Origin of the sequence: Actinoplanes sp. URMC 104 (assembly GCF_051386375.1) — a bacterium.
GTDB lineage: Bacteria > Actinomycetota > Actinomycetes > Mycobacteriales > Micromonosporaceae > Actinoplanes.
In genome coordinates this window covers 2,053,557-2,079,874 of the sequence record NZ_JBPQTO010000011.1, presented here as the reverse complement: position 1 = coordinate 2,079,874, position 26,318 = coordinate 2,053,557, and the positions used below count along the sequence as shown (strand labels likewise).

26 protein-coding genes are annotated in these 26,318 nt (G+C 72.1%); 13 read left to right on the top strand and 13 right to left on the bottom strand.

Going from position 1 to position 26,318, the window contains the following annotated elements; genetic code table 11:
- The first annotated feature begins 6 nt into the window (after window positions 1-6).
- The 6 genes from ACSNN8_RS35375 to ACSNN8_RS35350 all read left to right on the top strand — a co-directional run bounded on the left by ACSNN8_RS35375 (window position 7) and on the right by ACSNN8_RS35350 (window position 6,668).
- Window positions 7-1,323, top strand: a complete 1,317-nt coding sequence (locus tag ACSNN8_RS35375; RefSeq protein ID WP_436654529.1) for an extracellular solute-binding protein — start codon at window positions 7-9, stop codon at window positions 1,321-1,323.
- 70 nt (window positions 1,324-1,393) lie between these two features.
- Window positions 1,394-2,383, top strand: coding sequence for a carbohydrate ABC transporter permease (locus tag ACSNN8_RS35370; RefSeq protein ID WP_436654528.1), 990 nt, complete (start codon window positions 1,394-1,396; stop codon window positions 2,381-2,383).
- Window positions 2,383-3,282, top strand: coding sequence for a carbohydrate ABC transporter permease (locus ACSNN8_RS35365; RefSeq protein ID WP_436654527.1), 900 nt, complete (start codon window positions 2,383-2,385; stop codon window positions 3,280-3,282). The genes ACSNN8_RS35370 and ACSNN8_RS35365 overlap by 1 nt, the downstream gene beginning before the upstream one ends.
- Before the next feature lie 43 nt (window positions 3,283-3,325).
- A complete protein-coding gene (gene ngcE / locus ACSNN8_RS35360; protein WP_436654526.1) occupies window positions 3,326-4,762 on the top strand; it encodes an N-acetylglucosamine/diacetylchitobiose ABC transporter substrate-binding protein in 1,437 nt (478 codons plus the stop codon).
- Between the two features lie 46 nt (window positions 4,763-4,808).
- On the top strand, window positions 4,809-5,717 hold the full coding sequence (locus ACSNN8_RS35355; protein ID WP_436654525.1) for a carbohydrate ABC transporter permease: 909 nt from the start codon (window positions 4,809-4,811) through the stop codon (window positions 5,715-5,717).
- A gap of 18 nt (window positions 5,718-5,735) precedes the next feature.
- Window positions 5,736-6,668 (top strand): carbohydrate ABC transporter permease, encoded by a 933-nt coding sequence (locus ACSNN8_RS35350; protein ID WP_436654524.1) that lies wholly within the window; start codon window positions 5,736-5,738, stop codon window positions 6,666-6,668.
- Here ACSNN8_RS35350 and ACSNN8_RS35345 read toward each other — a convergent pair.
- Window positions 6,661-7,590, bottom strand: a complete 930-nt coding sequence (locus ACSNN8_RS35345; RefSeq protein WP_436654523.1) for an AraC family transcriptional regulator — start codon at window positions 7,588-7,590, stop codon at window positions 6,661-6,663. The genes ACSNN8_RS35350 and ACSNN8_RS35345 overlap by 8 nt on opposite strands.
- Window positions 7,591-7,643: 53 nt before the next feature.
- Between ACSNN8_RS35345 and ACSNN8_RS35340 the strand changes: the two genes are divergently transcribed.
- Window positions 7,644-8,189, top strand: a complete 546-nt coding sequence (locus ACSNN8_RS35340) for a hypothetical protein (RefSeq protein ID WP_436654522.1) — start codon at window positions 7,644-7,646, stop codon at window positions 8,187-8,189.
- Between the two features lie 18 nt (window positions 8,190-8,207).
- Here ACSNN8_RS35340 and ACSNN8_RS35335 read toward each other — a convergent pair whose 3' ends face one another.
- The 5 genes from ACSNN8_RS35335 to ACSNN8_RS35315 form a co-directional block, all read right to left on the bottom strand.
- Complete coding sequence (locus ACSNN8_RS35335) at window positions 8,208-9,131, bottom strand: hypothetical protein (protein WP_436654521.1); 924 nt, start codon at window positions 9,129-9,131, stop codon at window positions 8,208-8,210.
- A gap of 137 nt (window positions 9,132-9,268) precedes the next feature.
- The gene (locus ACSNN8_RS35330; protein WP_436654520.1) at window positions 9,269-10,378 is read right to left on the bottom strand and encodes a 5-methyltetrahydropteroyltriglutamate--homocysteine S-methyltransferase; all 1,110 of its coding nucleotides are present in this window, start codon (window positions 10,376-10,378) and stop codon (window positions 9,269-9,271) included.
- Window positions 10,379-10,382: 4 nt separating this feature from the next.
- Window positions 10,383-11,063, bottom strand: coding sequence for a hypothetical protein (locus ACSNN8_RS35325; RefSeq protein WP_436654519.1), 681 nt, complete (start codon window positions 11,061-11,063; stop codon window positions 10,383-10,385).
- Window positions 11,064-11,110: 47 nt separating this feature from the next.
- A complete protein-coding gene (locus ACSNN8_RS35320) occupies window positions 11,111-12,373 on the bottom strand; it encodes a hemopexin repeat-containing protein (RefSeq protein ID WP_436654518.1) in 1,263 nt (420 codons plus the stop codon).
- 155 nt (window positions 12,374-12,528) lie between these two features.
- A complete protein-coding gene (locus ACSNN8_RS35315; protein WP_436654517.1) occupies window positions 12,529-13,215 on the bottom strand; it encodes a hypothetical protein in 687 nt (228 codons plus the stop codon).
- A gap of 99 nt (window positions 13,216-13,314) precedes the next feature.
- Between ACSNN8_RS35315 and ACSNN8_RS35310 the strand changes: the two genes are divergently transcribed.
- The gene (locus ACSNN8_RS35310) at window positions 13,315-14,169 is read left to right on the top strand and encodes an aldo/keto reductase (RefSeq protein WP_436654516.1); all 855 of its coding nucleotides are present in this window, start codon (window positions 13,315-13,317) and stop codon (window positions 14,167-14,169) included.
- 11 nt (window positions 14,170-14,180) lie between these two features.
- Here the strand turns inward: ACSNN8_RS35310 and ACSNN8_RS35305 are convergent, their stop codons facing one another.
- From ACSNN8_RS35305 to ACSNN8_RS35290, 4 genes are read right to left on the bottom strand one after another with little or no spacing between them, the layout of a single operon-like run.
- Window positions 14,181-15,365 (bottom strand): ABC transporter permease, encoded by a 1,185-nt coding sequence (locus tag ACSNN8_RS35305; RefSeq protein ID WP_436654515.1) that lies wholly within the window; start codon window positions 15,363-15,365, stop codon window positions 14,181-14,183.
- Window positions 15,362-16,030, bottom strand: a complete 669-nt coding sequence (locus ACSNN8_RS35300; protein WP_436654514.1) for an ABC transporter ATP-binding protein — start codon at window positions 16,028-16,030, stop codon at window positions 15,362-15,364. Before ACSNN8_RS35300 ends, ACSNN8_RS35305 begins: the two co-directional genes overlap by 4 nt.
- On the bottom strand, window positions 16,027-17,106 hold the full coding sequence (locus tag ACSNN8_RS35295) for an efflux RND transporter periplasmic adaptor subunit (protein ID WP_436654513.1): 1,080 nt from the start codon (window positions 17,104-17,106) through the stop codon (window positions 16,027-16,029). The genes ACSNN8_RS35300 and ACSNN8_RS35295 overlap by 4 nt, the downstream gene beginning before the upstream one ends.
- Window positions 17,103-17,669, bottom strand: a complete 567-nt coding sequence (locus ACSNN8_RS35290; protein ID WP_436654512.1) for a hypothetical protein — start codon at window positions 17,667-17,669, stop codon at window positions 17,103-17,105. Before ACSNN8_RS35290 ends, ACSNN8_RS35295 begins: the two co-directional genes overlap by 4 nt.
- Window positions 17,670-17,797: 128 nt before the next feature.
- On the opposite strand from ACSNN8_RS35290, the gene ACSNN8_RS35285 reads away from it, so the two are divergent.
- Window positions 17,798-19,186, top strand: a complete 1,389-nt coding sequence (locus ACSNN8_RS35285) for a sensor histidine kinase (protein ID WP_436654511.1) — start codon at window positions 17,798-17,800, stop codon at window positions 19,184-19,186.
- Complete coding sequence (locus ACSNN8_RS35280) at window positions 19,183-19,851, top strand: response regulator transcription factor (RefSeq protein WP_436654510.1); 669 nt, start codon at window positions 19,183-19,185, stop codon at window positions 19,849-19,851. Before ACSNN8_RS35285 ends, ACSNN8_RS35280 begins: the two co-directional genes overlap by 4 nt.
- Here the strand turns inward: ACSNN8_RS35280 and ACSNN8_RS35275 are convergent.
- Window positions 19,836-20,261, bottom strand: a complete 426-nt coding sequence (locus ACSNN8_RS35275) for a MarR family winged helix-turn-helix transcriptional regulator (RefSeq protein ID WP_436654509.1) — start codon at window positions 20,259-20,261, stop codon at window positions 19,836-19,838. The two genes, ACSNN8_RS35280 and ACSNN8_RS35275, sit on opposite strands and share 16 nt — an antisense overlap.
- A gap of 86 nt (window positions 20,262-20,347) precedes the next feature.
- Between ACSNN8_RS35275 and ACSNN8_RS35270 the strand changes: the two genes are divergently transcribed.
- Window positions 20,348-21,241 carry an alpha/beta hydrolase gene (locus ACSNN8_RS35270; protein WP_436654508.1) on the top strand — a complete coding sequence of 298 codons (894 nt, stop codon included), beginning with the start codon at window positions 20,348-20,350 and terminating at the stop codon, window positions 21,239-21,241.
- On the opposite strand, the gene ACSNN8_RS35265 is transcribed toward ACSNN8_RS35270, so the two are convergent.
- Window positions 21,220-22,089, bottom strand: a complete 870-nt coding sequence (locus ACSNN8_RS35265; protein WP_436654507.1) for an NAD(P)-dependent oxidoreductase — start codon at window positions 22,087-22,089, stop codon at window positions 21,220-21,222. The two genes, ACSNN8_RS35270 and ACSNN8_RS35265, sit on opposite strands and share 22 nt — an antisense overlap.
- A 419-nt stretch (window positions 22,090-22,508) precedes the next feature.
- Window positions 22,509-23,372: a LysR family transcriptional regulator gene (locus ACSNN8_RS35260; RefSeq protein WP_436654506.1), complete on the bottom strand. Its 864-nt coding sequence runs from the start codon at window positions 23,370-23,372 to the stop codon at window positions 22,509-22,511.
- 82 nt (window positions 23,373-23,454) lie between these two features.
- Here ACSNN8_RS35260 and ACSNN8_RS35255 point away from each other — a divergent pair, with 82 nt between their 5' ends.
- Window positions 23,455-24,189, top strand: a complete 735-nt coding sequence (locus tag ACSNN8_RS35255) for an SDR family oxidoreductase (RefSeq protein ID WP_436654505.1) — start codon at window positions 23,455-23,457, stop codon at window positions 24,187-24,189.
- Between the two features lie 330 nt (window positions 24,190-24,519).
- A complete protein-coding gene (locus tag ACSNN8_RS35250) occupies window positions 24,520-26,229 on the top strand; it encodes a bifunctional 3'-5' exonuclease/DNA polymerase (RefSeq protein ID WP_436654504.1) in 1,710 nt (569 codons plus the stop codon).
- The last annotated feature ends 89 nt before the right edge of the window (window positions 26,230-26,318 follow it).

Sequence of the window (26,318 nt, the reverse complement as noted above, 5' to 3'; positions counted from 1 at the left end):
GGAAGCGTGAAGCGCAAGATCGCGGCCGCCGCGGCAATCGCTGCGACGCTGCTCAGTGCCGCCGCGTGCGGCTCCAACTCGGACGAGGACGCCCCGACCACCTCTGCCTCCGGCAAGGTCGACGGCACCGGCAAGACCCTCAAGGTCTGGCTGATGGTCGACGCGCAGACGTCGTGGAAGAACGTCGTCGACGACGCGAGCAAGCGGTTCACCGAGGCCACCGGCGCCCAGGTCAACGTCGAGTACCAGCAGTGGGCCAACCACCTCACCAAGCTGGACGCGACGCTCGCCGGCAGCGACGTGCCCGACGTCGTCGAGCTGGGCAACACCGAGTTCCCGAAGTACGTCTTCAGCGGCGCGTTCGGTGCGATCAACCCGGCCGACTACGAGAACTCGAGCTCCTGGCTGCAGGGCCTCAAGGGCGCCTGCGACTTCGAGGGCCAGACCTACTGCGTGCCCTACTACGCCGGCGCGCGCGTGCTGATCTACCGCACCGACCTGTTCAAGAAGGCCGGCATCACCGCGGCCCCCAAGTCGTACGACGAGTTCCTGACCGCCGCCGACAAGGTGCAGGCGGCCGAGAAGGCGAACAGCAAGTTCGGCGCCGTCTACATGCCGGGCCAGTACTGGTACGCCGCGATGAGCTGGGTCAAGTCGACCGGTGGCGAGATCGCCAAGCAGGACGGCGACAAGTGGACCGGCCAGCTCTCGCAGCCGGCCTCGATCGAGGGCCTGCAGCGCTGGGTCGACCTGGTCAAGAAGTACTCGAAGGCCGACCCGACCAAGAACGAGAACGACCAGGCCAACACGTTCGCGCAGGGCACCGCCGCGATGTTCTACGGCAACGCCTGGGAGCAGGGCGCGGCCGAGGAGACCAAGAAGGACCCGAACAACCCGGACTCGCCGCTGGTCGCCACCAAGGTCAAGGGCAAGCTGGCCGCCGCGCCGATGCCGGAGATCCCCTCGTTCCTGGGCGGCTCCAACCTCGGCATCACCGAGAAGAGCCAGAACAAGGAGCTGGCCGCTCAGTGGGTCAAGGCGTTCACCGACAGCACCTCGATGGCCGGGCTGGTCAAGGCCAACGCGCTGCCGAACGCGACCGCGCTGCTCGACAAGGCCGCCGCGGACAACCCGAAGATCGCGCCGGCCGCGCTCGCCGCGAAGAACAGCTGGTTCCCGCCGAACGCGGAGAAGTGGGCCGACGTCGAGAAGGGCGCCGTGCTGCAGACCATGCTGACCGACATCCTGACCGGCAAGAAGTCGGTGGCCGACGGCGCCAAGTGGGCCGACGACCAGATCAACTCGACGCTCAACGAGAGCTGACATCCGCCGAGCTGCCCGCCCCCGCCGCGGGGCGGGCAGCCCGCCCGACCCCTTGAGAAAGGGAAAGCCGATGTCCGTCGTCGACTCCCCGGCGACCCGACGGCCGAGCGGCCCGGGCCGGTCGCAGCAGAACCGGATCCCCGGTCACGCCGCCCCCAAGCGCCGCCGGCGCGAGAACGGCCGTACCCCGTGGCTGCTCGCCCTGCCCGCCCTCCTGCTGATCGCCGGCCTGCTGGGTTACCCGCTGGTCCGGATGATCATCCTGTCCTTCCAGAACATGCGCCTGCGCGAGCTGCTCAGCGGGCGTACGCCGCCGTGGGTCGGCGTCGACCAGTACACCAAGGTGCTCTCCGACGGCGTCTTCTGGGCGGTCGTCGGGCGTACGGTCGCCTTCACCGTCGTCTCCGTGCTGATCTCCGTGCTGTTCGGCCTGGGCATCGCGCTGCTCATGCGCCGGGTCAGCCGCGGCGTCCGGCTGTTCATGGTCGTCGCCATGATGTTCGTGTGGGCGCTGCCCCAGCTCGTCGCCGCCCAGATCTTCCGGTGGATGACCGACTCCGACTTCGGCGTCGTGAACTACCTGATCGACAAGCTGCCCGGCGTGAACTACCAGAACCACAGCTGGTTCGTGAACCCGTGGCAGGGCTGGAGCGTCATCACCACGCTGGTGGTGTGGGCGGGCATCCCGTTCCTGGCGATCACGCTCAACGCCGGCCTGACCCAGGTGCCCAAGGAGCTGCTCGAGGCCGCCACGGTCGACGGCGCCACGCCCTGGCAGTCGCTGCGCAACATCACGCTGCCGATCCTGCGGCCGCTCATCATGATCGTCACCACGCTGTCGGTGATCTGGAACTTCGGCCTGTTCACGCAGGCCTGGGTGCTGCGTGACGGCCACCCCGAGCCGCAGTTCCAGACGCTGGCCACCTACTCGTACACGCAGGCGTTCGGCCAGTCCCGGTACAGCCTGGGCTCGGCGATCGCGGTGATCACCGTGCTGCTCATGCTCGGCGTGATGATCTTCTATATCCGGCAGATGTTCAAGATCGGAGAGGTGGACTGATGGCCGCCGACGTGACCAGTGCGGTCGTGACGCGCCCGCGCCGGCGCAAGGCCGACGACGGCGTGATCACCGTCGGCCGCAGCCGTACGGGAACCGTCCTCGCGAACACCGCCGGCGTGATCTTCTCGGTGCTCATGCTCTTCCCGGTCTACTGGGTGCTGAACACGGCGTTCAAGCCGGCCGACGAGGTGCTGGCACTGGAGCCGACGTTCCTGCCGGCGAACCCGACGCTGGACAACTTCGTCTCCGCGTTCAAGGCTCCGCTGTTCCTGCAGGACATGCTGAACGGCGTGATCGTCACCCTGCTGGCGGTGGCCGGCGCCCTGGTGGTGGGCTTCCTCGGGGCGCTGTCGATCGCGCGGTTCTCGTTCTACGGCCGCAAGGCGATCATCCTCGTCGTCCTCGTGGTCCAGCTCATCCCGTTCCTGTCGCTGCTGATCCCCCTGTTCCTCATGCTGCAGAGCGCGAACTTGACCAACAGTTTGATCGGTGTGAGCATCACGTACCTCGTGCTGATCCTGCCCTACACCGTCTGGACGCTGCGCGGCTTCATCTCCGGCATCCCCCGCGAGCTGGACGAGGCCGCGCTGATCGACGGCTGCACCCGCGCCCAGGTGTTCTGGCGCATCATCCTGCCGCTGACCGGCCCGGGCCTCGTGGCCACCAGCGTCTACGGCTTCATCCAGGCGTGGAACGAGTTCATCATCATCAACACGCTCAACAGCCCGGAGAAGCAGAACCTGATGGCCTGGCTGCTGCAGAACCAGACCACCCGCGGTACCGCCTGGGGCCCCCTCATGGCCGGTGCGATCATCACCTCCATCCCGGTGGTGGTCTTCTTCCTGATCATCCAGCGCAACATCGCAACCGGCTTGACGGCGGGCGCTGTCAAGGGATGATTCGGCAATACCAGTACGAAACAGCAAGCACTGAGGAGATGCTGTGACCGACATATTCACCAAGCCCGAGTTGGACCGCCGTACGCTGCTGCGTCGCGCGGCCGCAGTCGGTCTGCTGGCCACCCCCGCCGTGAGCATGCTCAGCGCGTGCGTCGGCAGCTCCGACGACGACACCCAGGAGCAGGCCACCGGCACCAAGTCGGCGGACAACCCGCTGGGCATCGACCCCAAGGCGGGCGTCGAGATCGTGATCTTCAACGGCGGCCTGGGCACCAAGTACGCCACCGACGTCGACACGCCGCTGTTCAACAAGAAGTGGCCGGACGCCAAGGTCACGTACTCGCAGACCGAGGAGATCTCGACGGTCGTGCAGCCCCGCATCAACGCGGGCACGCCGCCGGACATGATCAACAACTCGGGCTCGAAGCTGATGGACTTCGGCGCCATCGTCAAGGCCGGCCAGGCGGCCGAGCTGACCGACCTGTTCGCCGCGCCGTCGCTGGACATCGCGGGCAAGACCGTCGCCGACACGCTCGTGCCGGGCGCGATCGAGCAGGGCACGTACAACGGCAAGCCGTACGCGGTGAACTACTCGTACACCGTCTTCGGCCTCTGGTACAACGCCGCGCTGTTCAAGAAGAACAACTGGACCGTGCCGGGCACCTGGGCCGAGTTCACCGCGCTGCTCGACCAGATCAAGGCCAAGGGCATCACGCCGTTCGGCTACGCCGGCGCCAACGCGTCGTACTACATGGTCCGCGCGATCATGACCAGCGCCGCCAAGATCGGCACCGAGCAGGTTCTCAAGGACATCGACAACCTGAAGGCCGGCGCCTGGACCAACGACGCCGTCAAGCAGGCCGCCGCGGCGTGGGCGGGCATCGGGCAGAAGTACATCGACAAGACGTTCCTCGGCCTGCGCCACACCGAGGTCCAGCTCCAGCAGAACCAGGACAAGGTCGCGTTCTACCCGTGCGGCTCCTGGCTCGAGAACGAGCAGGCCAAGGACACCCCGTCCGGCTTCGAGTACGCGATCGCGCCGTACCCGAGCGTCACCACCTCCGACAAGCTCCCGGCGACCGCGATCAACGCCGCGGCCGGCGAGATCTACTTCGCGGCGGCCAAGGGCAAGAACCCGCAGGGCGGCAAGGAGTACCTGCGCACGATGCTCTCGAAGGAGGCGGCGCTGGAGTTCACGAAGCTCACCAAGTCGCTTACGGTGGTGGCGGGCGCCGCCGACGGTGTCACCATCTCGCCCGGCCTGACCAGCGCCAACGACGCGGTCACCAAGGCCGGCAAGGACATCTTCATGGGCTACCTGTTCGACACCTGGTACAAGAAGCTCGACGACGCCTCCCGCGCCGCCGCGAACGACCTGATGTTCAAGGACTACGACGCGGACAAGTTCTGCAACCGGATGGAGGAGGCCTCGCAGGCTGTGGCCAAGGACTCGTCCGTCACGAAGTTCACGCGCAGCTGATCAACTCGTAACTGGTAACCAGCAACAAGGTGGGACGGTAGGCGCCATGCGGCACGGCAAGTATCCCTTCATCATCGGCTTCCTTGTCGTGCCGGTGGCGCTCTACGTGACCTTCGTGGTCTGGGCGTACATCCAGGCGTTCTACCTGTCGGTGTACGAGTGGTCGGGGCTCGGGCCGGTCGAGAACTTCGTCGGCCTGGGCAACTTCCGCAAGATGTGGGACGACACGCTGTTCTGGCAGTCGCTCAAGCACAACATCTTCGTGCTGGTCCTGCTGCCGATCATCACGATCGTCATCGCGCTGGTGTTCGCGTTCCTGCTCAACGTGGGCGGCGGCAGCTCCGGCGGCGTGACGAAGGGCGTCTGGGGCTCCAAGGCGTACCGGATCATCTTCTTCTTCCCGCAGCTGCTCGCGCTGGCCATCATCGCCGTGATCTTCGGCCGGGTCTTCGGCCCCGACAAGAGCGGCATGATCAACGGCCTGTTCCCCGAGTCGTGGACGCCGTGGCTGTTCCTGGCCGACGAGCGCTACGCGATGGCCTGCATCCTGGTCGTGCTCGTCTGGCAGGCGGTCGGCTTCTACGTCGTGCTGTTCTCGGCCGGCATGGGCAACATCCCGACCGAGGTGTACGAGGCGGCCGCGATCGACGGCGCCTCGCGGATCACGCTGTTCTTCAAGATCACGATCCCGCTGCTCTGGAACACCGTCCAGGTGGCCTGGGTCTACCTCGGCATCGCCGCGTTCGACTGCTTCGCCCTGGTCAACATCATGACCGTCGACCGCGGCGGACCGGACGGCGCGTCCTCGGTGCTCAGCCTCATGATCTACCGCAACGCCTTCGAGTTCTCGCAGGCCGGCTACGCCTCCGCGCTGGGCGTGGTCCTCTTCTTCCTGACCCTGACCTTCGCCGCGCTGACCCTGCGGGTCACGCGCCGCGAGTCCGTCGAAGCCTGACCGGCGAGAGGCGAGACGATGACCAACCTCACCAGCACCCCCGGCACCGACGCCGTGCCGGCCACCCCGGCCACGTCGGGCCGCAGCGCCGGACGCAAGCCGGACACCAAGCGCGAGATCCGGGCCTTCAACGGCATCGCGCACATCGCGCTGATCGCCTGGGCCGTGATCACGGCCGGCCCGCTGATCTGGGTCCTGTTCGCGTCGTTCAAGAGCAACACCGAGATCTTCCTGGGCAAGCCGTTCGCGCTGCCGGAGAGCTTCTCGTTCAGCACGTACGCCAACGCGTGGACCGACGCGCACATCGGGCGCTACTTCATCAACAGCGTCTTCGTGGTGCTCATCAGCACCGCCGGCACCATGCTGCTGGGCGCGATGGCCGCGTACGTCCTGGCCCGTTACAAGTTCCCCGGCAACCGCGCGATCTACTACCTGTTCGTCTCGGGCCTGGCGTTCCCGACGTTCATGGCGCTGGCGCCGCTGTTCTACATCCTCAAGGGCATGGGCCTGCTCGGCTCGTTCACCGGCCTGATCCTGGTCTACATCGCGTACTCGCTGCCGTTCACGATCTTCTTCCTCGCGGCGTTCTTCAAGAGCCTGCCGTACGAGATCGAGGAAGCGGCGACGGTCGACGGCGCCTCGCACGTGCGCAAGTTCTTCCAGATCATGATGCCGATGGCCCGCTCCGGCCTGGTCAGCATCACGATCTTCAACATCGTCGGCCAGTGGAACCAGTACCTGCTGCCCGTGGTCATCATGAGCGGCCCCGGCGCCGACCGGAAGCTGCTGCTCACCCAGGGCATCGCGCAGATCAGCGTGTCCGCCGGTTACCAGGCGGAGTGGTCGACGCTGTTCGCCGCGCTGGTCCTCACGATCCTGCCGATGATCATCGTGTACATCATCTTCCAGCGGCAGATCCAGGCCGGCCTCACCGCCGGCGCGGTCAAGTAGCCTCCGGCCGCCGGCGCCACTCGCCCGGCGGCACTCCGACGACGCGGCGGAACGTCGCGGCGAAGGCGACGTCCGAGGTGTACCCCACCCGGGCCGCCACCGCCGCGACGGTCAGCCGCTCGTCGCGCAGCAGACGCCGGGCGTGGTGCAGCCGCAGCGCCTGCAGGTACTGCATCGGAGGCTCGCCCACCACCGCGCGGAAGCGCCCCGCGAACGCCGTACGGGAAAGGTTCGCCGCCGCCGCGAGCGTGGCCAGCGTCCAGGGCCGGGCCGGCTCGTCGTGCAGCGCGCCCAGCGCGGCCGCCAGATGCGGATCCCGCAGCCCGGCCAGCCAGCCCGGATGCGCGGCCACCGGGCCCGACTCGCGCAGCACCCGGGCGATCAACGCGTCGGACAGCCGCGCCATCACGACGTCGCTGCCCGGCCCCGCGTCGGCGGCCTCGCGCCGCAGCAGGTCGAAGTAGGGCGCCAGCCACTCCGGCGGCCGGCCGTCGCGGCCCGGCACGACCAGGGTCCGCGGCAGCCCGCGCAGCGCCGGATGACCGGGGTCGCCGGCGACGAACGCCCCGCAGACGATCTCCGCCGCCACGTCCGGGCCGCCGGCCCGCAGGCGCACGCCCGGCGTGCGCGCCGCAAGCTCGAAGCCGGACGTGGCGACCGCCGCCCGCCCGCACCGCAGCTCGTGGTCGTCGCCGCGCGGCAGGATCACCGTGTCGCCCGCGGCGAGCGGCGTCACGTCGCCGCCGGCCAGCACCAGCTCACAGGCGCCCGACGCGATCAGGTGAACGCCGCGCAGCCCCGGCCGGTCGAAGACCAGCCGGAACGGCGCTCCCGCCTCGATCCACCGGTAGGCGGCGCTGGTGAAGCTGACCTCACGCAGCACCGCCCCCAGGACGTCCGGTGTGGTCTGCGGGACGGACACACATGGATTGTCCCGCCGCTCTTTCCTGGCGTCGAGACAGGACTGAGGTGCTGGTGACAGGCTCGACCGGAATCGGCGGCGCGGTGGCGTCCGCCCTGGGGGAGCGGGCGCTGACCGTCGGCCGGAGCGGCATGATCCGAGCCGACCCGAGCCTGCTGAGCGAGACGGCCCGGGTGGCCGACGAGGTGGCGGCCCGCGGGACACGCCTGTCCGCGATCGTGTGCTGCGCGGGCGTTCTCGCGCCGCGCGCCGCGCACACGGCCGAGGGGCTGGAACGGGCCTTCGTGCTCAACCATCTGTCCCGCTACCTGCTCGTCCGGCGGCTACTGCCCCTGCTCGAACCCGGCGGACGGGTGTGCTGGTCGCGAACGCCGGCCGCTACCGCGACACGCTGGGCCCCATGGACGACCTCAACCTGCGCCGCGGCGGGCGGGGCCTGCGCATCGCCGGGCGGACGCAGTTCGCCAACGACCTGTTCGCCGTCGAGCTCGCCGCGCGTGCCCGACCGCGTGCGGCTCGGCCGCCGGGCCGAGCTGTGGGCCGCCGGCGAGGCCCTCGTGCGGCCCTGGCCGGCGTCACCGAGGCATGTCCGGCCCTAGTGCCGCCGCAGGACGCGGTCAGCGCCTGAGCCGGTAGAACGACGCCCGCACCGTCACCGCTGCCGAACCGCGTTCGACGACCACGATTGCGTACGTCGGACCCGGCAACGGGGCGCAGAACCCGATGAGCTGATCGGTGGGCAGCTCGTACGAACCGTCTTCGCCGGGTAGTTCTGCCGAGCAGGCGTCCGGGGTGCCGACCGGCCCGGCCTCGTCGAGGCTCGGATCCTGCAGGTCGTAGACGACGCCCGGCGAGCCGGCGATCCTCAGCGACCCGTCGCTGCCGGACACCAGGACGGCACCCGGCTGCCCGGGCACGCTGCCGGCGCGCCCGGCGACGAGACCGCTTGCCGTCACGGCCACCTGCTGCTCAGCCGTCAGCGTGACGGTACGTGGTCGGGCGGTGGTGACCTGCTCCCACGCCTGCTGCGGAAGCTGCGCGGCCCCGGGCCACGGATATTCGCTGCCGGCGACCGGCCCTGGCCCGGCCTGCTCCCGGGGCGCCTCGATCGCTGCCGGCGCACCCGGCGCGGCCGCCAGGCAGATCAACGCACCCACCGTCAGCGCGACGGTGGCGCCCAGCGCGATCTCGACCAGGCAGCCGCCCGCACCGGCGGCCGTCACCGGTGTCCCGATCCGCACGACGCTGCGCAGCTTCAGCCGTGATCCCGCCCGCTCCGGAGAACCCCCGGTATGGTCGGCCGCCATCGCCGTCCCGTCCACGGCGGCGGACCGCGCACTCTCCACCCGCGCCGCGGCGATCTGCATGACCAGCGACGCGATTCCCAGCAGAAACCCGCCCAGCGCCAGGAAGAACCCCAGTGTGCTGGCGATCTGATCGGCTCCCGCCCACGTGCCCGCGCGCAGGAACAGCGTCAGCACCACACCGGATACCGCGATCAGCACGGCGAGGAGGACGACACGCCATCTTCGGGACAACACGGCTCGGACCGTACCAACGGCTCCAGAACCCGGGCAGCGTCCGACCGGGCCGAGCCCGCGCACCGACCGGACGGTGGCTTCTGCGTCGACGCCGGGGAAGGATCACCGCCGCCGGGCGCGGCTGGGGCACCTCGGCCTCAGCTCCAGACCTCTTGGGCGGTCTCGACGATCAGCTCGAGCTTGGCGACCTCCTCGTCGTAGGTGAGCGTGTTGCCCTCCACGGTGGACGAGAAGCCGCACTGGGGTGAAAGGCAGAGCTGGTCGAGCGGCACGTAGCGGGCGGCCTCGTCGATGCGGCGCTTCAGGGCGTCCTTGGACTCCAGCGCACCGCGTTTGGTCGTCACCAGGCCCAGGACGACCATCTTGCCGGGCGGCACGAAGCGCAGCGGGGCGAAGTCGCCGGAGCGCTCGTCGTCGTACTCGAGGAAGAAGCCGTCGACGGCCAGCTCGCTGAACAGGGCCTCGGCCACGAAGTCGTAGCCGCCCTCGGCCGTCCACGACGAGCGGAAGTTGCCGCGGCACATGTGGGTGGTGACGGCCAGGCCCTCGGGCCGGTCGGCGATCGCGGCGTTGATCTGACGGATGTAGCGCAGGTGCTGGTGTTCGGCGTCGTCGCCGCGGTCGGTCAGCAGCCGGCGCTGGGCGGGGTCGTTGAGGTAGGCGAGGCTGGTGTCGTCGAGCTGCAGATAGCGGCAGCCCAGCGCGGCGACCCGGCGGACCTGCTCGGCGTACGCGGCGCTGAGGTCGGCCCAGAACCGCTCCTCGTCCGGATAGACGGCCGGGTCGATCGCGGCCCGGCCGCCGCGGTAGTGGACCATGCTGGGCGAGGGGATCGTCAGCTTCGCGGTGACCTCGCGGTCCACGACGGACTGCAGGAACGCGAAGTCGTCGCCGAAGATGGTCTCGGTCAGCGTGATCGGCGCGTCGACGGCCAGCGCGGCCGACTCGAAGTCGAGCGCGCCCTCGGCGTTGCGGAAATGCACCTGGATCTTCTCGTCGGTGGGGTGGACCCCGCCGAGGCGATAGATGAAGTCCATGTGCCAGGACGTACGGCGGAACTCGCCGTCGGTGGCCGAGCGCAGACCCACGTCGCGCTGCATGCGCACGACGTCGCGGATCGCCTCGTCCTCGGCGGCGCGCAGCGTGTCGGCGTCGATCTCGCCGGCGGCTCGGCGCTCGCGCATCTCGAGCAGACGGGCCGGGCGCAGCAGGCTGCCGACGTGGTCGGCCCGGAACGGTGGCGTCATCGCCTCACCGTAACGCCGCGGGGAACGGCTCGCCGTGGTCGAGGCGGTCGACGAGGTCGAGCACGGCCGGTGGGCCGCCGTTCGCGTCGAGCCAGCCGTCGACCCGGCAGGCGGCGCGGGCGTACACCTGCTCGTCGGCGCTCGCCGCGCTCAGCCAGGCGGACAGGGTCTCGGGCAGCGGGCCGTCGAGCGACGCGCGGCAGTGCTCGCCCAGATAGCGCTGGTCCTGCGACACGACGACGGCCAGGCCCTCGTCGAACCACTGCGGCACCTCGCCGTCGAGCCGCGCGTGCAGCTCGACGTGGGCCAGCTCGTGCGAGGCGATCACCACGTCGAGCCCGCGCGGCGAGAGCATGACGGCACGGTCGAGCACCGCGATGCCCCTCTCGCCGCCGCCCCCAATGCGCCGGTAGCAGCGGTCCGTGAAGCAGGTGACCAGCCGCGGGTCGGACTCGCGGCCGCCGTAAAAGTCGCCCACGCGCTCGCGGGCGGCGGCCGCGAGTGTGGTGAGCTGCTCGCGCTGCGCGGCGGTGAGGTGCCGCTCGCCGTAGACGCCGTCGCCGACCTCGCGCAGGCCGTAGCAGCGGGGGCAGGTCGTCGCCGCGACCGACGGGTACGCGTACGCCAGACCGCCGGCGACCGCCAGCAGCACGGCGACACCGGCCGCGATCCACCGCTTCTTCACCGGGCCAGTGTGGCGGACGCGCTGCCGCAGCACATCGGACCACGGTCCTACGTCGACGCGCGGCTCTCGCCTCCGAGCGAGAGGTGACGGGCGAAGGCCGCGTACGCCGAGGGATTGTGCAGGGCGGCGGCCGTCGACATCTCGTCGTAGCGCATCGTCCACCGAGGATCGGGGCGGCGCCGCGGCACGCCGAGCCGGCCCGCCTCGGCGTCGGTGACGTACCAGTCGGGCACGTTCGCCGACGCGGGCGCGGACGCCGGGTCGACCGCGCGCACCGTCTCGAGGAGCACCGCCGACGCCCGCTTCGCCGGGCCGAGGGCGACGAAGCGCGGCGTGAAGTTGATGCGGGTGTCCCAGAAGTACGCGGCCGGCGCCTCGGCGTTGTGGTCGAGCTCCATCGACTCGCCGGCGGTGCGGAACCGGAACCGGATGGAGCTCTCGCCCAGCGCGGTGAGCACCCGGGTGAACTGCGCCTGCACCAGGCGGATCGTGGTCGCCTTCTCGTGCGCGCCGGCCGTCGGCGCCACGTGGAAATGGGTGGCCAGCGCCGTGGCGAACAGCGGGTCGAACGGCACGGCCAGGTGCCGCATCGCGTCGGCGATCCAGACCAGGGCCTGCGCCTTCGCCTTGCCGGCGGTCAGCAGCTCGACCAGGCCGGGCCAGTCGTCCTGGATGCCGCGCGGGGTCCCGTCCACGCACGGTCCGCCGCCGCCGGGCGGATCCCAGGAGACGCGCAGATAGTGGCCGCCCTTGAAGAGAAAACCCGTCCGGGCGTACGGCCCCTCGCCGTCGGCGGCCGCGTCGACACCCGCGGCGAACGGCGGCGCCATGCCCGGCAGGCTCGCGATCGGGCGCGGATAGCCGGGGTCGGGTCGCTCGCGTGCCCAGTCGTAGCGGCAGTACCGCGCGCCCTGGAAGAAGTACGCCTTGCCCTCGCGGGTGGGCGCCCGGCCGTTGAAGGCGGCGTCCAGCCCGGCGCCGTTGACCACCGGCAGGGCCCACGCCGCGAGCCGGCCGACGCCCTTGTCGCCTATCCCCGTCGTGAGGTCGACGCGGGCGTACTGGGCGCCGCGGAACTGGAAGCCCGTCCGCGCGTGGTCGCCGCGCCCCTTGAGCGCGGCGTCGAGTCCCTGATCGGGCCCCACGGGGGAGAACGGCTGCCCGAACCCGAGCCCGGCGACCGCGTGCACGCCGTCGTTGACCCTGCCCCGGTCGTAGTCGTACACCGCGTAGTGGTCGGCGAGGAAGAACGCCGCCTCGTGCGAACCGTCCGCATTGCTACGAGCTGCGTCGATGTACCGTTCGACCATGAACGTCCTCCGCTGGCGCGTGGAGCCTCGTAGCGCAGCGTATGGGGACGGCCACCCGGAGCATGTCGGCTGAACTGCCCGACTCGCGTGGCCGATCATCGCATTGCTTTCCGGCGCGTTTTCGCCGAGCTGCTCAACATCCCTGTCCCGGAAAACTAGGCCAGCAGAGACTCGCGCATCTCGCGGCCGGGGTTGAAGGCGCCGACGACGCGCGGGCCGTCCGGGTCGTACACGTCGACGGTGTTGTTGCGGCGCATCAGCTCGCGCACGGGGTCGGGCAGCGGCGGCTCGTCGCTCATCGCGGCGCGCAGGTCGCGGGCGGCGTGGATCAGGCGCTGGGCCAGCGTGGCGGCGTCGGTGTCGGGGCGCACCCGGGCGAATTCCCACCCGGCGACGGTCAGGTCGAGGATCTCGAACAGGTGGGCCAGCAGCGGCTGGGGGTCGGTGAGGCGGACGGCCCGCTTCGCCTGCCCGCCCACGGCGACGGCCGCCGCGGTGACCTGGATGTACGGGTGCAGCCGGCACGGCAGGGCGAACAGCGTCCACCGCAGCTCGTGCCCCGCCGCGCGCCACAGCGGACGGTAGTTGCGGCGGTCGGCGACGTGGCCGCGCGCCGCGGCCTGGGCGGACAGGTCCGCGTACGCGGCATCGGCGAACTCGCGCAGCACGGCGACCGAGGCGGCCAGCCCGTCCTCGCCGCTCAGCACGGGCAGCGCCGACTCGGCCTGGTCGCGGAACGTGGCCGGCAGGTGCGCGCCGAACCGCGTACGGACCTCCTCGACCAGCGCCCGCCCGCGGCCGGTGTCCTCGGTCACCTGCTGCCTGCGCCGGAACCACCGCATGTCGCCTCCCGAGAAGAAAACGCGGCAACTCTAGTGGGACTCGCCCGCTCCGGGGTACCAGGGGGCGTTCCATCGGAGTGCGACGAAAGGTCTCCCATCATGCAATCTCGTCGAATCGGTGACGTGACGGTCGGCGCGATCGGGCTCGGCGGCATGCCGATGTCGATCGAGGGCCGCCCGGACGAGGAGCGGTCGATCCGGACGATCCACGCCGCGCTCGACGCGGGCGTGACCCTCATCGACACCGCGGACGCCTACCACCTGCACGCCGACGAGGTCGGGCACAACGAGACGCTGATCGCCCGCGGGCTGGCCACCTACGGCGGCGACACGTCGCAGGTGCTCGTCGCGACCAAGGGCGGCCACCTGCGCCCCGGCGACGGCAGCTGGACGCTCAACGGCTCGCCCGACTACCTCAAGCAGGCCTGCGAGGCCTCGCTCAAGCGGCTCGGCGTCGAGGCGATCGGGCTCTACCAGTTCCACCGGCCGGACCCGGACGTGCCGTACGCGGACTCGGTCGGCGCGATCCGCGACCTGCTGGACGCGGGCAAGATCCGCATGGCCGGCATCTCGAACGCGAACCCCGAGCAGATCCGCCAGGCGCAGGAGATCCTCGGCGGGCGGCTGGTGTCGGTGCAGAACCAGTTCTCGCCGGCGTTCCGCTCCTCCGAGCCCGAGCTGCGGCTCTGCGACGAGCTGGGCATCGCGTTCCTGCCCTGGTCGCCGCTGGGCGGCATCAGCAAGGCGTCCGAGCTGGGCGGCAAGGGTGAGGCGTTCACCAAGGTCGCCGAGCGGCACGGCGTCTCGCCGCAGCGGGTGTGCCTGGCGTGGCACCTGGCGAAGTCGCCGGTGGTCGTGCCGATCCCCGGAGCCAGCCGGCCCGAGACCATCCGCGACTCCGCGGAGGCCGCCGAGCTGACGCTGACCCCGGAGGACCTGGCCGAGCTGGGCTGAGGCGCCCTCGGCTACATCGTGCGCAACGCCTCGGTGGGGGACAGGCGGGCGGCGCGCAGGGCGGGATAGAGACCGGCCAGCCCGCCGATGAGCACGGCCGCCGCCAGCCCGGCGGCGGCCGCGCCCCCCGGCACCAGCGGCTGCCATCCGCGGGTGGCCGCCAGCACGTACGTGATCAGCGCGCCCAGCACCACGCCGGTCGCCCCGCCGGCCGCGCCGAGCAGCAGCGACTCGGTCAGGAACTGCGCGCCGACGTGGCCGCGGGTGGCGCCCAGCGCCCGCCGCAGCCCGATCTCGCCGCGCCGCTCCAGCACCGAGATGACCAGGACGTTGGCGATGCCGATGGCGCCGACAAGCAACGCCACCGCGCCCAGGCCGAGCAGCAGCACGGTGGTGCCGCCGGTGACCGCCAGCCGGGCGGTGAGCGCCTCCGACGGCCGGCTCACCGCCACCTCCTCGGGGTGCTGCGGGGCCGCGGCCCGCCCCAGCAGACCGGCCACCTCGTCGGTGCGCTCGGTCCGCGCCCGCACGAAGATCCGCGTCGGGTGCCCGGCGTAGCCGAACTCGGCGGTGGCGACCGGCGCGCCGATCAGCGCGGCGGTGTCCAGCTCGGGCGCCAGGTCGACCGGTGCGAGTACGCCGACCACGGTGAACCAGCGGTCGCCCAGGTGGATCCGCGGCCGGTCGGCGACGTCGCGGATGCCGAGCACGGTGGCGGCGTAGTGGCCGAGCACGACGGCGGGGTAGCGGGCCAGCGCGGCGTCGAGGAACCGGCCGTGCAGCAGCGTGCCGTCGAGCGTGGACAACAGGGCCGGGTCGGCGGTGCGCACGGACAGCCCGCCGGTGCGTCCCGCCGGGATCCGGTCGCTGCGGTAGACGCGTACGGGCAGCACCGCGGTCGCCGCGGCGGAGAGCACCCCTTCCGTACGCCGGACCGAAGCCTCCGCCGTCTCCGGCAGCTCGGCCTCGGCGCCGCGCACGGTGCGCCCGTTGGCGACCGTGAGCAGGTTGGTGCCCACCCGGTCGATCTGCGCCAGCACGTCGGCCTGGCTGGACCGGGTCACGCCCAGCACGGCGACCATCGCCGCGATGCCGATGGCGACGCCCAGGACCGACAGCGCCGCCCGCCCGGGCCGTGAGCGCAGGCCGACCGTGCTGACCGGCAGCAGGTCGGCGAACCGCAGCCGGGACCTCACGACGTCACCCGGCCGTCGCGCAGTTCGACGCGGCGGTGCATGGCGGCGGCGATCCGCTCGTCATGGGTGATCACCACGATGGTGACGCCGTCGGCGTTGAGCTCGTGCAGCAGCGCGAGGACGCCCGCGCCGGCGGCCGAGTCCAGGTTTCCGGTCGGCTCGTCGGCCAGCACCACGGCGGGCCGGCCGACCAGCGCCCGGGCGATCGCCACCCGCTGCCGTTCGCCGCCGGACAGGTGCGCGGCCGGGAAGTCCGCGCGGTGGGCGAGGCCGACGCGTTCCAGCGCCGCGCGGGCGGCGCGCCGGCGCTCGGCGGCCGGGACGCCGCGGTAGAGCAGGCCGGTGGCCACGTTCTCGGTGGCGCTCAGCCGGTCGAGCAGCACGAACTGCTGGAAGACGACGCCGAGGCGGTGCGCGCGGACGCCCGACAGCTGCCGGTCCCGCAGCTTCTCGACCGGTCGGCCGGCGATGCGCACCGAGCCGCTGGACGGCCGGTCCAGCCCGGCGGCGAGGTTGAGCAGCGTGGTCTTGCCCGAGCCGGACGGCCCGGCCACGGCGACCAGCTCGCCGCCGTGCACGGTCAGGGTGACGCCGCGCAGCGACTCCACCGGCGGGGTGCCCGGGTAGACCTTGTGGACGTCGAGCAGTTCCAGGACGGGCGTCATGAGGCCGGCACCTCCACGGACTGGCCGGCGGTGAGACCGCTGACGATCTCGACCCGGCCGGTGCTCTCGTCGAAGCGGCCCGGCTCGACCGGCGTCACGGCGCCGCCGGACAGCCGCACCTGGTATCCGCCGCCGGGACGGGCGAGCAGGGCGGCGATCGGCACGAGCAGCACGTTCCGCCGGACGCCCGTGGTGATCTCGACGGTCACCGGCGCCTGATCGAGGCCGAAGCCGCGCGGCGGCCGGATCGCGACGGTGACCGGCACCGTGGTGGCGCCCAGGTCCTCCTGCCCCTCGTCGCTCGTGGCCGCCGTCGCCACCTGCCCGACCGCGGCGACCCGCCCGGGGATCGGGTCGGTGCCGGGCAGCGAGACCTCGACCCGGGCGCCGACGCGGACGGCGCCCCGCGCGGAGGTGTCGAGCTCGGCGACGACCGCCCGGGTGGTCGAGGTGCCGGTGAGCACCGTCGAACCCGGGGCCGCCACCGCGCCGACCCGGGTCTGCAGTGCGGTGACCCGCAGTGGCGCGGGTAGGAAGACGACCGAGCCCTGCGTGAGGCGGCCGGTTCGCCGGTACGCCGGGCGGCCCCACGACGCCTCCCAGCGGCGGATCGCCGCGGCGGTGGCGGCAGTGAAATGGCGGTCCACGGTCATCCGGTGGTACGGGTCGTGCCCCATCGCGGCGAGGTTGGTCTCGAGTTGGCGCACGTCGGCGCCGTCGCTCATCCCGTACCGGAGGTCGCGGTAGGCCGGGACGGAGCCCAGCAGGAGCCGCACCGGCACGCCGGCCACCTGGAAGAGGGTGCCGCCGCGGCCCACCACCGCCCCCGGCGCGGGCGCCGCGGTCAGCACCCCGGGTGCGCCCTGGTGGTCGACCGCGTACGAGCCGGTGTAGGTCAGCCGGCCGCTGAGCTGGGCGCGCTCGGCGAGCGTGCCCCGGACCACCTCGGCGCTGCCGACCGGCACCTCGGTGGTCGCCGAGCCGCTCGCGGACGGCTGGGCCCGGGCGGCATAGGCCGCTCCCGCCGCGAGCGGCACGGCGACGGCGACGGCGAGCGCGATGCCCCGGCGGCTCACTTCTTGCCCCCGGTGCCACCGTCGATCTTGATACCCCCGCTCCAGATGTGGCGGCACGCCGCGTCCGCCTGGTCCTGGAGCCGGCCCGGGATGCCGTTCGCCAGCGGCGTGCCGCTGACGTCGAACCGTCCCTGGGCGTCCGGGTCGGGGAAGTCGGGGATGCCGTGCTGCCGGACGCATTCGGCGTACGCGGCGAGCTTGCGCAGGTCCTCGGCGGAGTACTGCTCCTTGGGGCGGAACGCCGTCGGCGGGTACCGGTCCTCGATCGGCTTGCAGGCCTCGATGATGTCGGGGTGGTTGCCCAGGTCCTTCTTCCAGTCGTAGCCGGCCCGGGCGGAGAACTGGAGGTAGCCGTCCTGGCTGAGCTCGGCGTCGGGCATCCGGGTCAGGCCGCGGTCGCGCAGGCAGGTGACCCACTCCTGGCCGAGGGCGAGCAGCTGCTGACGGCTCGCCGAGGCGGTGGCCGAGGGCGATGTCGAGGCGGCGGAGCCGCCGGGGTCGCAGCTGGCGAGGCCGGCCGCGACCAGCGCGGTGAGCAACACTGTGGACGTTCGTCTGGTCATGGCCCCACGGTCGCGGCTTTCCCGGCCGGAGTCGTCGGACCGCAGTCGGTGCTTCGCGGGCCGATGGCACCGCCGGAGTAGCACCTCAGGCTGACGCCGGGGCGGCATCCGCTTCCTACGATGAGGGCGTGCCGCGTCGCCTGCTGACCGACGCCGCCCTGGCGGCGGGGTTGCTGCTGCTGACCATCGGGCCCGGGCTCGTCTCCGGGCTGGTCGGCAGCGGCAAGCCGGGCGGGCCGGTGGGCGGCGCCTGGTGGCTGCTGGCCACGCCGGTGGTGGCCGGGCTGCTGATCAGGCAACGGCGGCCGGCCGTGGCGCTGGGGCTCACCGCCGTGGGCACGCTGGGCCATCTCCTGCTCGACACCAAGTTCCAGCTGCTCGACCTGGCGCTGCCGCTGATGATCTACACCGTGGCTGCGGTGGCCCGGCGCCGCCGTGCCGCGCTGGCCGTGCTGGCGGCCGTGATGGTGCTGGCGTACGCCGCCGTGCTGGGCGGCCTCGTCCGCCAGTCGCTGGAGGAGCAGCGGGCCGGCAAGCAGGGGAAGGAGCGCGCCGCGGGGGTTGTGGCGGGGGACTCCGAAGGTCCGGTGGACAAGCCCGTCGAGCCGGCCGGGAGCCTGTGGGCGGGCAGCCTGGTCAACTCCGGCCAGGCCGTGCTGGAGATGTGGCTGTTGCTGGTGGCGGCCTACGCGGTCGGCGACGGCGTGCGCAGCCGCCGCGCGCACCTGGCCGCCGTGGAGCAGCGCACCGCCGACCTGGCCCGGGAGGAGCGGCAGCGGGCGGCGCTCGCGGTCGCCGCGGAACGGGCGCGGATCACCCGCGAGCTGCACGACGTGGTCGCGCACGGGATGTCGGTGATGGTGGTGCAGGCGCAGGGCGCCGCCGCCGCGCTCGACCGGCACCCGGAGCGTACGGCCACCGCGTTGCAGCACGTCATCGACACGGGACGGTCGTCGCTCGCCGAGATGCGCCGCCTGCTCGCCGCCGGGCGCGGCGACCCCACCGACGACGCCACGCTGGCGCCGCTGCCGGGCATCGGCGCCGTGCCCGCGATGGTCGACCAGCTGCGGTCCGCCGGCATGCGGATCGACCTGCACATCGACGGCGTGCCCGACGTCGTCCCCGCCACGGCCGACCTGGCGGCGTACCGGATCGTGCAGGAGGCGCTCACGAACACGCTCAAGCACGCCGGGCCGGGCGCCGGGGCGCGGGTGCGCCTCGCCTTCGACCCCGGGCGCCTGCGGGTGGAGGTCACCGACGACGGCAACGGGCCCGCGCAGGGTGCGGACGGCCGCGGGAACGGGCTGCGCGGCATCGCGGAGCGGGTGGCCGTGCTCGGCGGCGCGCTGGAGTGCGGGCGCGGCGACGACGGTGGGTTCCGGCTGGCGGCGACGCTTCCGCTCGCCGACCCGCGGGCAGCGGCCCCTCCACCGGGGCGGGACGCGGCGGCTCCTTCGCCGGGCCGGGACGCGGCGGCTCCTTCGCCGGGCCGGGGCGCGGCGGTGAGGCGCCGATGACCGTACGGGTCGTGCTGGTCGACGACCAGACGCTGGTGCGCACGGGGTTCCGGCTCGTGCTCGACGAGACCGGCGACATCGAGGTGGTCGGCGAGGCCGCGAACGGCTCGCAGGCCCTCGACGTGGTGGCCGCCACCCGGCCCGACGTGGTGCTGATGGACGTGCGGATGCCCGGGCTCGACGGCATCGAGGCCACCCGCCGCATCCGGTCCGGTCCGCATCCCGCCAGGGTCATCATCCTGACCACGTTCGACCTCGACGAGTACGTGCTGGCGGGCCTGCGCGCCGGCGCGAGCGGCTTCCTGCTCAAGGACGCGCTCGCCGCCGACCTGGTCTCGGCCGTACGGGTGGTGGCCGCCGGCGAGGCGGTCGCCGCGCCCAGCGTGACCCGCCGCCTGATCGCGCACTACCTGGGCACGGCGCCGTCCCGCCCGGTCGCCGACGAGCGGCTGGCCGCGCTCACCGGCCGGGAGCAGGAGGTGCTGACCCTGGTCACGCACGGCCTGTCCAACGTCGAGATCGCGGCCGCGCTGTTCCTGTCCGAGAGCACCGTGAAGACCCACCTCGGGCGCATCTTCGCGAAGCTGGACCTGCGCGACCGCGTCCAGGCGGTGATCCTCGGCTACGAGTGCGGCCTGGGCGCCCCGGGTCAGCCCTCCAGGTGACGGCGCCACTCGCGCAGGCCGTCGGCGAGCCGGTCGAGAACGGCGGGCGGGAGCGCCGAGACCTGTTCGGCCATGGCCGTCTCGAACGTCGGGGTGGCCGTCGCCATCGCGTGCCGCCCGGCCGCGGTCAGCACGAGCAGTGACGACCGGCGGTCGTCCGGGTTGGGGCGGCGCTCGCACCAGCCCCGGGCCTCGAGGCGGTCCACGGCCTTGCTCGTGGCGCCCACGGTGATGTCCACCTCGCGAGCGATGTCGTGCACCCGGCAGGTCGACCGGCTGTCGATGATCTGCAGGAACTCGAGCGCGCCGAGGGTGATGTCGTGCTCGGCCCGCAGCCGGGCGTCGATGCGGTTGTAGAGCCGCGTCTCGGCCCGGACGAGGTCCGTGAACAGCGATGTGAGGTCGGCCACCGACGACTTCCCTTCATGGGAATTAGCTTCCAAGGAATCTATATTGGTTCCTCGGAAGCTACTTTGCCATGGACAGGGAGAACGACATGGATCGGCAGCAGCAACGGGACGCCGTCCGGGCGGCGCTGGCGGCGACGCCGCGCGAGCGCGGCACCGTGGCCCAGGAACGGGCGTCGTTCGAGCAGTTCGGCACCGGCCGCCCCGCCGCGGCGGGCGTGGTGGCGCAGGAGACGACGCTGGGCGGGCGCCCCGCCGTACGGCTGAACCGGGACGACGGCGCCGTCCTGCTGTACCTGCACGGCGGTGGGTACGTCGTCGGGTCGGCGCAGACCGGCGTCCGGCTCGCCTCGGCTCTGGTCGCCCGGACCGGCGGCACCGGGTACTCGCTGGACTACCGGCTGGCGCCGGAGCACGTGTTCCCGGCCGCGGTCGACGACGCGCTCGCCGCGTACCGGGAACTGCTCGGCGCCGTCGCCGCCGAGCGGATCGTCGTCGCGGGCGACTCGGCCGGCGGCGGGCTGGCGATCGCGCTGCTGGTGGCCGCCCGCGACGCCGGCCTGCCGCAGCCTGCCGCGGCCGCGGTGTTCTCGCCGTTCACCGACCTGACCCTCAGCGGCGACAGCGTGCGCACCCGGGCCGGCGCCGACCCGCTGTTCACGGCCGACGCGCTGCGCTGGTACGCCGACAGGTACGCCCCGGACGGCGACGCGAAGCGGGCGGCCAGCCCGCTGTTCTCGGACCTGTCCGGGCTGGCGCCGCTGCTGATCCAGGTCGGCGGCGACGAGTTGCTGCTCGACGACGCCGTACGGCTGGCCGCCCGCGCCGCCGCCGCGGGCGTCGAGGTCACCCTCGAGGTCGGCCCCGGCCTGCCGCACGTCTACCAGCTCAACTTCGGCGACCTCGCGGACGCCGACGAGGCCCTCGACCGGGCCGGCGCCTTCCTCGCCCGCGAGCGCTCCTACTTGTCGAAGCTGGCGTAGTAGGACGCGGCCATGTCCTCGTCGCCGTGGCCCTGCCCGGCGGCGCGGCGGAACCGCTCGGCCCCGGCCTCCACCAGGTCCAGGCGTACGCCGTGCTGCCGGCCCGCCTCGGCGATCAGGCGCGCGTCCTTCTCGGCGGTGGTGACCGCGAAGGCGGCCGGCGACAGCTTGTCGCCGCGCACCAGGCCAACCTTGGCGCGCAGATAGGCGTTGTCCAGCGGACCGCCCTCGATCAGCTCGAGGAACCTGTCCGGGTCGACGCCGAGCGCCTCCGCCAGCGACAACGTCTCGGCGCCCGCGTGGGTGAGCGCGAGCACCCAGCTGTTGGCGACCAGCTTGAGCCGGGTCGCCTCGCCCGGCCGGTCGAGCCACACCGTGCGGCTGCCCACCGCCTCGAACACCCGCCCGGCCTCCGCGCGGCCGTCGGCGGGCCCGGCGGCGAGCACGGTGAGCTGCCCGGCCTCGGCCGGCTGGCGCGTGCCCAGCACGGGCGCGTCGAAGAAGACGAGGCCGTGCCGCGCGGCCAGCTCACCCAGCGCGTCGACGTCGGCGAGGCTCACCGTGGTCGACTGCACCCAGATCGCGCCGTCACGTGCCGCCGGGGCGGCGTCGTTCATCACCTCGCGCACGGCGGCGCCGTCGAAGAGCATCGTGAGCACCACGTCGGCGTCGCGCACCGCGTCGGCCGGCGTCGCGGCGACCTCGGCCCCGTCCGCCCCGAGCGGCTGCGCCTTGTCGGCGCTGCGGTTCCAGACCCTTACGGAGTGTCCTGCCTTGAGCAGGTTGCGCGCCATGGCGGCGCCCATGATGCCGGTGCCGAGGACGCCCACGGTCAGTGTGTCTGTCATGGCGACCATCATTCCCGGGCGGGGCCGTCCGATGCTCGCGCCCTGTGGACAACTCGGGGCGCCCGCCGGATCGCGCGGCGTAGCATCCGGGTCTGCCCCGGGATACTCCTCTGGATGTCAAGTGGCCGGTCGTGTTTGTGTCCGGCGGTGATCAGTAGTTACCCGGCGACGTCAGCGCCGACGCCTTGAGTGTCGCGCAGGGCGGGGTTGGTTCTCTTCACGAGTCCGGACGCCAGATGGGCCCCACCCCGGCCGGGACCCACTCAGGCGTCGTCGGTCGGCCTCTCGTTCACGCACGGTGACGAGTGACTGAGACGGGGCACGCCTTGTCTGCGGCAGATCCGGTTACTTGGTCTTCCGAGCTCGGCGGCTCTTCGTGATCTCCGGGATGGTTTGGTGCCGTCGTGATCTCGGTGTCATCAATTCCGTCCGAGGAGGGTGACCGCGACGGTGCGGATCTGCTCGATCGATGGGTTTCTATCATGCGGCCTGCTTGCGACGGCGACGCGGCACGGGTCTACATCGTGAACGGGCACGAACGTCAGATCGCGTCGCAAGGACGTCTGCTCATCGCCCCGTGGTGCCATGGTCAAAGCGTCCCCAGAGGCGACGAGCTCGAGCTTGTCCTCGACGGTTACCGCCGTCGGACCGGGCGGAGCGGGCCGGCCGTCCGGGCGGGGGTCGATGCACCAGAATGCATCGAGATCGGGGTGGGCGTGACGGACCAGAGGCTCGTCGGCGAAGTCGTCGAGGGTGACCGATTCCTTGCCGGCCAGCCGATGTGACACCGGGATGACGAGCACTCTTGGCTCGTCGTAGAGAACGGTGACGCGAAGCCGGTCGGTGGGCAACGGCAGCCGGGTGATGGCCACATCGATCCGGTGGTCGATCAGGGCCGCGGCCACGTCTGAGGGGGAAAAGTGCAGCGTTCGTACCATATAACCGCGGTGGCGCAGTTCCCTCACGAGGGGGGTCACGATGAGGTTGCCGGTGTAACCGATCAGCAGTGTGCCGAGGCCGGCGGCGGATCGGGCTCGGTTCGCCGCTCGCTCCGCGGCTCGCAGCAGCGACAACGCCTCGGGAAGGAATGCTTCGCCCGCGGCCGTGAGATGGCTGCCCAGACGTGTCCGTTCGAACAGCCGCACTCCGAGTACCTTCTCCAGCTGCTGGATCTGGCGGCTCAGCGACGGCTGTGCCGTACGTAAGGCAGCGGCCGCGCGGTGGAAGTTGCCGTGCTCGGCCACCACGGTGAAGTAGCGGATCAGGCGGAGATCAAAGTCCACCAGCGAATGATGCCTGATCGGTATCACGTGAGGCAGAACAGGTCTTGGACGCTCGCACTCTGCGCTTCTTAGCGTGACGGACATGACTTCACGCGCTGCACTCATCACAGGCGGGACCAGTGGGATCGGCCTGGCCACCGCTGCCCTGCTGCACCGCAACGGCTATCGGGTGGCCGTGACGGGATCTACGCCGAGCTCGGTCAGCTCCGCCCGCGCGCAGTTGCCGGACGACGTACTCGTCCTGCAAGCCGATGCCCGCTCGTTGCGGGACAGCGACCGGGTAATCGCCGAAATCCGCGAACGGTTCAAGACCCTGGACGTTCTCTTCCTCAACGCCGGGATAGTCAGCGGGATGCCGATCGGCGCGTATGACGAAGCCACCGTCGACGACCTGCTGGCCGTGAACTTCAAAGGACAGTTCTTCACTCTGCAGAAAGCGCTTCCGGTGCTCAACGACAGTGCCAGCATCATCGTTACCGCAGGCATCGGCGTCACCAGGGGCGTGGGCGCCGGGTCGGCCGCCGCTGCCAGCAAAGGCGCGCTGCTGGCGCTCGTACCGTCGCTGGCCCTGGAACTGGCCCCGCGAGGCATCCGGATCAATGCGGTCAGCCCGGGCGCGATCGCGACACCCATATGGTCCAAGCTCGGCACCTCCGTCGAAGCGGCGAGTGCCGCCATGGCCGAGCAGATTCCGCTCGGCCGGCTCGGTACCAGTGACGAGATAGCGGAGCTGGTCAACTTCCTCGCCTCACCGGCGGCGGCATACCTCACCGGCGAAAACATCATTGTCGGAGGTGGCTCCGGACTCCGCGCGTAGCCCGCTCGTGCTGCCGATCAGAGAACCGACACATCCGCACATCGGCAGATCCTCGCACCCGCACCCCGAGTGGCCCCATGATCGCTTGTACGCAGCGTGAGCGGGCTCCTGCGGAACCGGTGCGTAGAACGTCAGGGCCGGAGAACGGGAACTGCCGGACGCGGCGGACACGAGAGAGAGGGCCTGCGGCCTGGTTCCTGCCGGGTCGCAACGCCCCGTCCCGGTGAGTGAACGGGCACCTCCGGCCCGAGGCCGACGAATCCCGAGCAAGACCCGAAATCAGTGAGGGTCGGTCAGACCCCGGCGGGAGGTGCTCCCCACATCGCACAGATGATCAACGGCGAAAACGTCGTACCCCCGGGACAGAATGAGGGCGTGCTGACAGCTGTGGTGGCGGATCCGGACGGCCGAGGGGGCCGCCTGCAGGACCTGCGCGCCGACGGCACGGCGGCCGGCCCGGTCCGGCACGCCGCGGACCTGGCGGGGGCGATCGGCGAACGGGAAGCCGCCGACCACCCCCGCTGGGTCTGGCCGGCCACCGCCGAGCTCTATCCGCCGCTGCTGCGCGCCGGGGTGCGGGTCGCCCGCTGCCACGACCTCGAGCTGACCGAGGCGCTGCTCTCCGGCCACGCGGGCCGCTGGGGCGAGCCGCGGTCGGTGGCGGCGGCGCGGGCCCGGCTGCACGGGCTGCCGGTTCCGCCCGACCCGCCGCCGCGGGCCGCCGAGCCGCCCGGGTTCGCGCAGGCGGCGCTGTTCGAGGCGGCGGGCGCCCCGGCGGGCAGCGTCGGGCTCGACGACGTCCGCGAGGTCTACGCCGACCAGCTCGCCCGCACGGCGCGCACGGAGCATCCGGGGCGGTTCCGGCTGCTCACCGCGGCCGAGTCGGCCGGCGCGCTGATCGGGGCCGAGATGGGCCACACCGGGCTGCCGTGGCGGGCCGACGTGCACGACCGGGTGCTGCGCGATCTGCTCGGGCCGCCGCAGCCGGTGGGCCCGCCGCGCCGGCTGGCCGAGCTGACCGCCGAGATCAACGCCGCGTTCGGCACCCACGGGCTGCATCCCGACCTGCCCGCCGAGGTGGTGCGGGCGTTCGCGCGCGCCGGCATCGAGGTTCCGAACACGCGCGCCTGGGTGCTGCAAAAGATCGACCACCCCGCCGTACGACCCCTGCTGGAGTTCAAGGAGCTCTACCGCATCTGGACCGCGCACGGCTGGGCCTGGTGCGACGCCTGGGTCAGCGAGGGCCGTTTCCGCCCGGAGTACGTGCCGGGCGGCGTCGTCAGCGGCCGCTGGGCCACCCGCGGCGGCGGCGCGTTGCAGGTGCCCAAGGTGGTGCGGCGGGCCGTGCTCGCCGACCCGGGCTGGACGTTCGTGGTCGCCGACGCCGGCCAGCTCGAGCCGCGCGTGCTGGCGGCGATCTCGGGCGATGAACGGCTGGCCGACGCGGCCGCCGCGGGCGACCTCTACGCCGCGCTGGCCGCCGATTCGTTCGACGGCGACCGTGCCAAGGCCAAGCTCGCGCTGCTGGGCGCCATGTACGGGCAGACCGGCGGCGCCGCCATCCCGGCGCTGGCCGTGCTGCGTCGGCGCTATCCGACCGCGTTCGAGTTCGTCGAGCACGCGGCCCGCGTGGGCGAGGCCGGCGGACTGGTCCGGTCCTGGCTGGGCCGCACGTGCCCGCCCTCGGCCGGCGCACTGCGCGAGGCGGGGCTCGACCCGCCCGAGGAGGCCGAGCCCGGCGGCGCGGAGGGCCGCGCGCGGGGACGGTTCACCCGCAACTTCGTGGTGCAGGCGACGGCGGCCGAGTGGGCGCTGGTGCTGCTGGCGACGCTGCGCACGGCGCTGGAGGGCAGCAAGGCCGAGATGGTGCTGTTCGTGCACGACGAGGTGGTCGTGCACTGCCCGGCCGAGGAGGCCGACCGCGTGGTGGCAGCGGTGCACGAGAGCGCGGCGCAGGCCGGGCGGCTTCTCTTCGGGAACACGACGGTGCGCTTCCCGCTTGACGTCTCAGTAGTTGGTGCGTACGCGGACGCCAAATGAGAATCGGGTAAATTTGGTGGTCCGAAGCGAGAGGCGCTGCAACGGGGTGACACCCGCCACGCTCGCTCGGGTGAAACCGACCAAGGGCG

Coding starts and splice junctions, on each gene's coding strand:
- ACSNN8_RS35370 (WP_436654528.1), top strand. CDS start 1,394: ATGTCCGTCGTCGACTCCCCGGCGACCCGACGGCCGAGCGGCCCGGGC.
- ACSNN8_RS35365 (WP_436654527.1), top strand. CDS start 2,383: ATGGCCGCCGACGTGACCAGTGCGGTCGTGACGCGCCCGCGCCGGCGC.
- ACSNN8_RS35355 (WP_436654525.1), top strand. CDS start 4,809: ATGCGGCACGGCAAGTATCCCTTCATCATCGGCTTCCTTGTCGTGCCG.
- ACSNN8_RS35350 (WP_436654524.1), top strand. CDS start 5,736: ATGACCAACCTCACCAGCACCCCCGGCACCGACGCCGTGCCGGCCACC.
- ACSNN8_RS35330 (WP_436654520.1), bottom strand. CDS start 10,378: ATGACGCCACCGTTCCGGGCCGACCACGTCGGCAGCCTGCTGCGCCCG.
- ACSNN8_RS35320 (WP_436654518.1), bottom strand. CDS start 12,373: ATGGTCGAACGGTACATCGACGCAGCTCGTAGCAATGCGGACGGTTCG.
- ACSNN8_RS35315 (WP_436654517.1), bottom strand. CDS start 13,215: ATGCGGTGGTTCCGGCGCAGGCAGCAGGTGACCGAGGACACCGGCCGC.
- ACSNN8_RS35310 (WP_436654516.1), top strand. CDS start 13,315: ATGCAATCTCGTCGAATCGGTGACGTGACGGTCGGCGCGATCGGGCTC.
- ACSNN8_RS35300 (WP_436654514.1), bottom strand. CDS start 16,030: ATGACGCCCGTCCTGGAACTGCTCGACGTCCACAAGGTCTACCCGGGC.
- ACSNN8_RS35290 (WP_436654512.1), bottom strand. CDS start 17,669: ATGACCAGACGAACGTCCACAGTGTTGCTCACCGCGCTGGTCGCGGCC.
- ACSNN8_RS35280 (WP_436654510.1), top strand. CDS start 19,183: ATGACCGTACGGGTCGTGCTGGTCGACGACCAGACGCTGGTGCGCACG.
- ACSNN8_RS35270 (WP_436654508.1), top strand. CDS start 20,348: ATGGATCGGCAGCAGCAACGGGACGCCGTCCGGGCGGCGCTGGCGGCG.
- ACSNN8_RS35265 (WP_436654507.1), bottom strand. CDS start 22,089: ATGACAGACACACTGACCGTGGGCGTCCTCGGCACCGGCATCATGGGC.
- ACSNN8_RS35255 (WP_436654505.1), top strand. CDS start 23,455: ATGACTTCACGCGCTGCACTCATCACAGGCGGGACCAGTGGGATCGGC.
- ACSNN8_RS35250 (WP_436654504.1), top strand. CDS start 24,520: ATGATCAACGGCGAAAACGTCGTACCCCCGGGACAGAATGAGGGCGTG.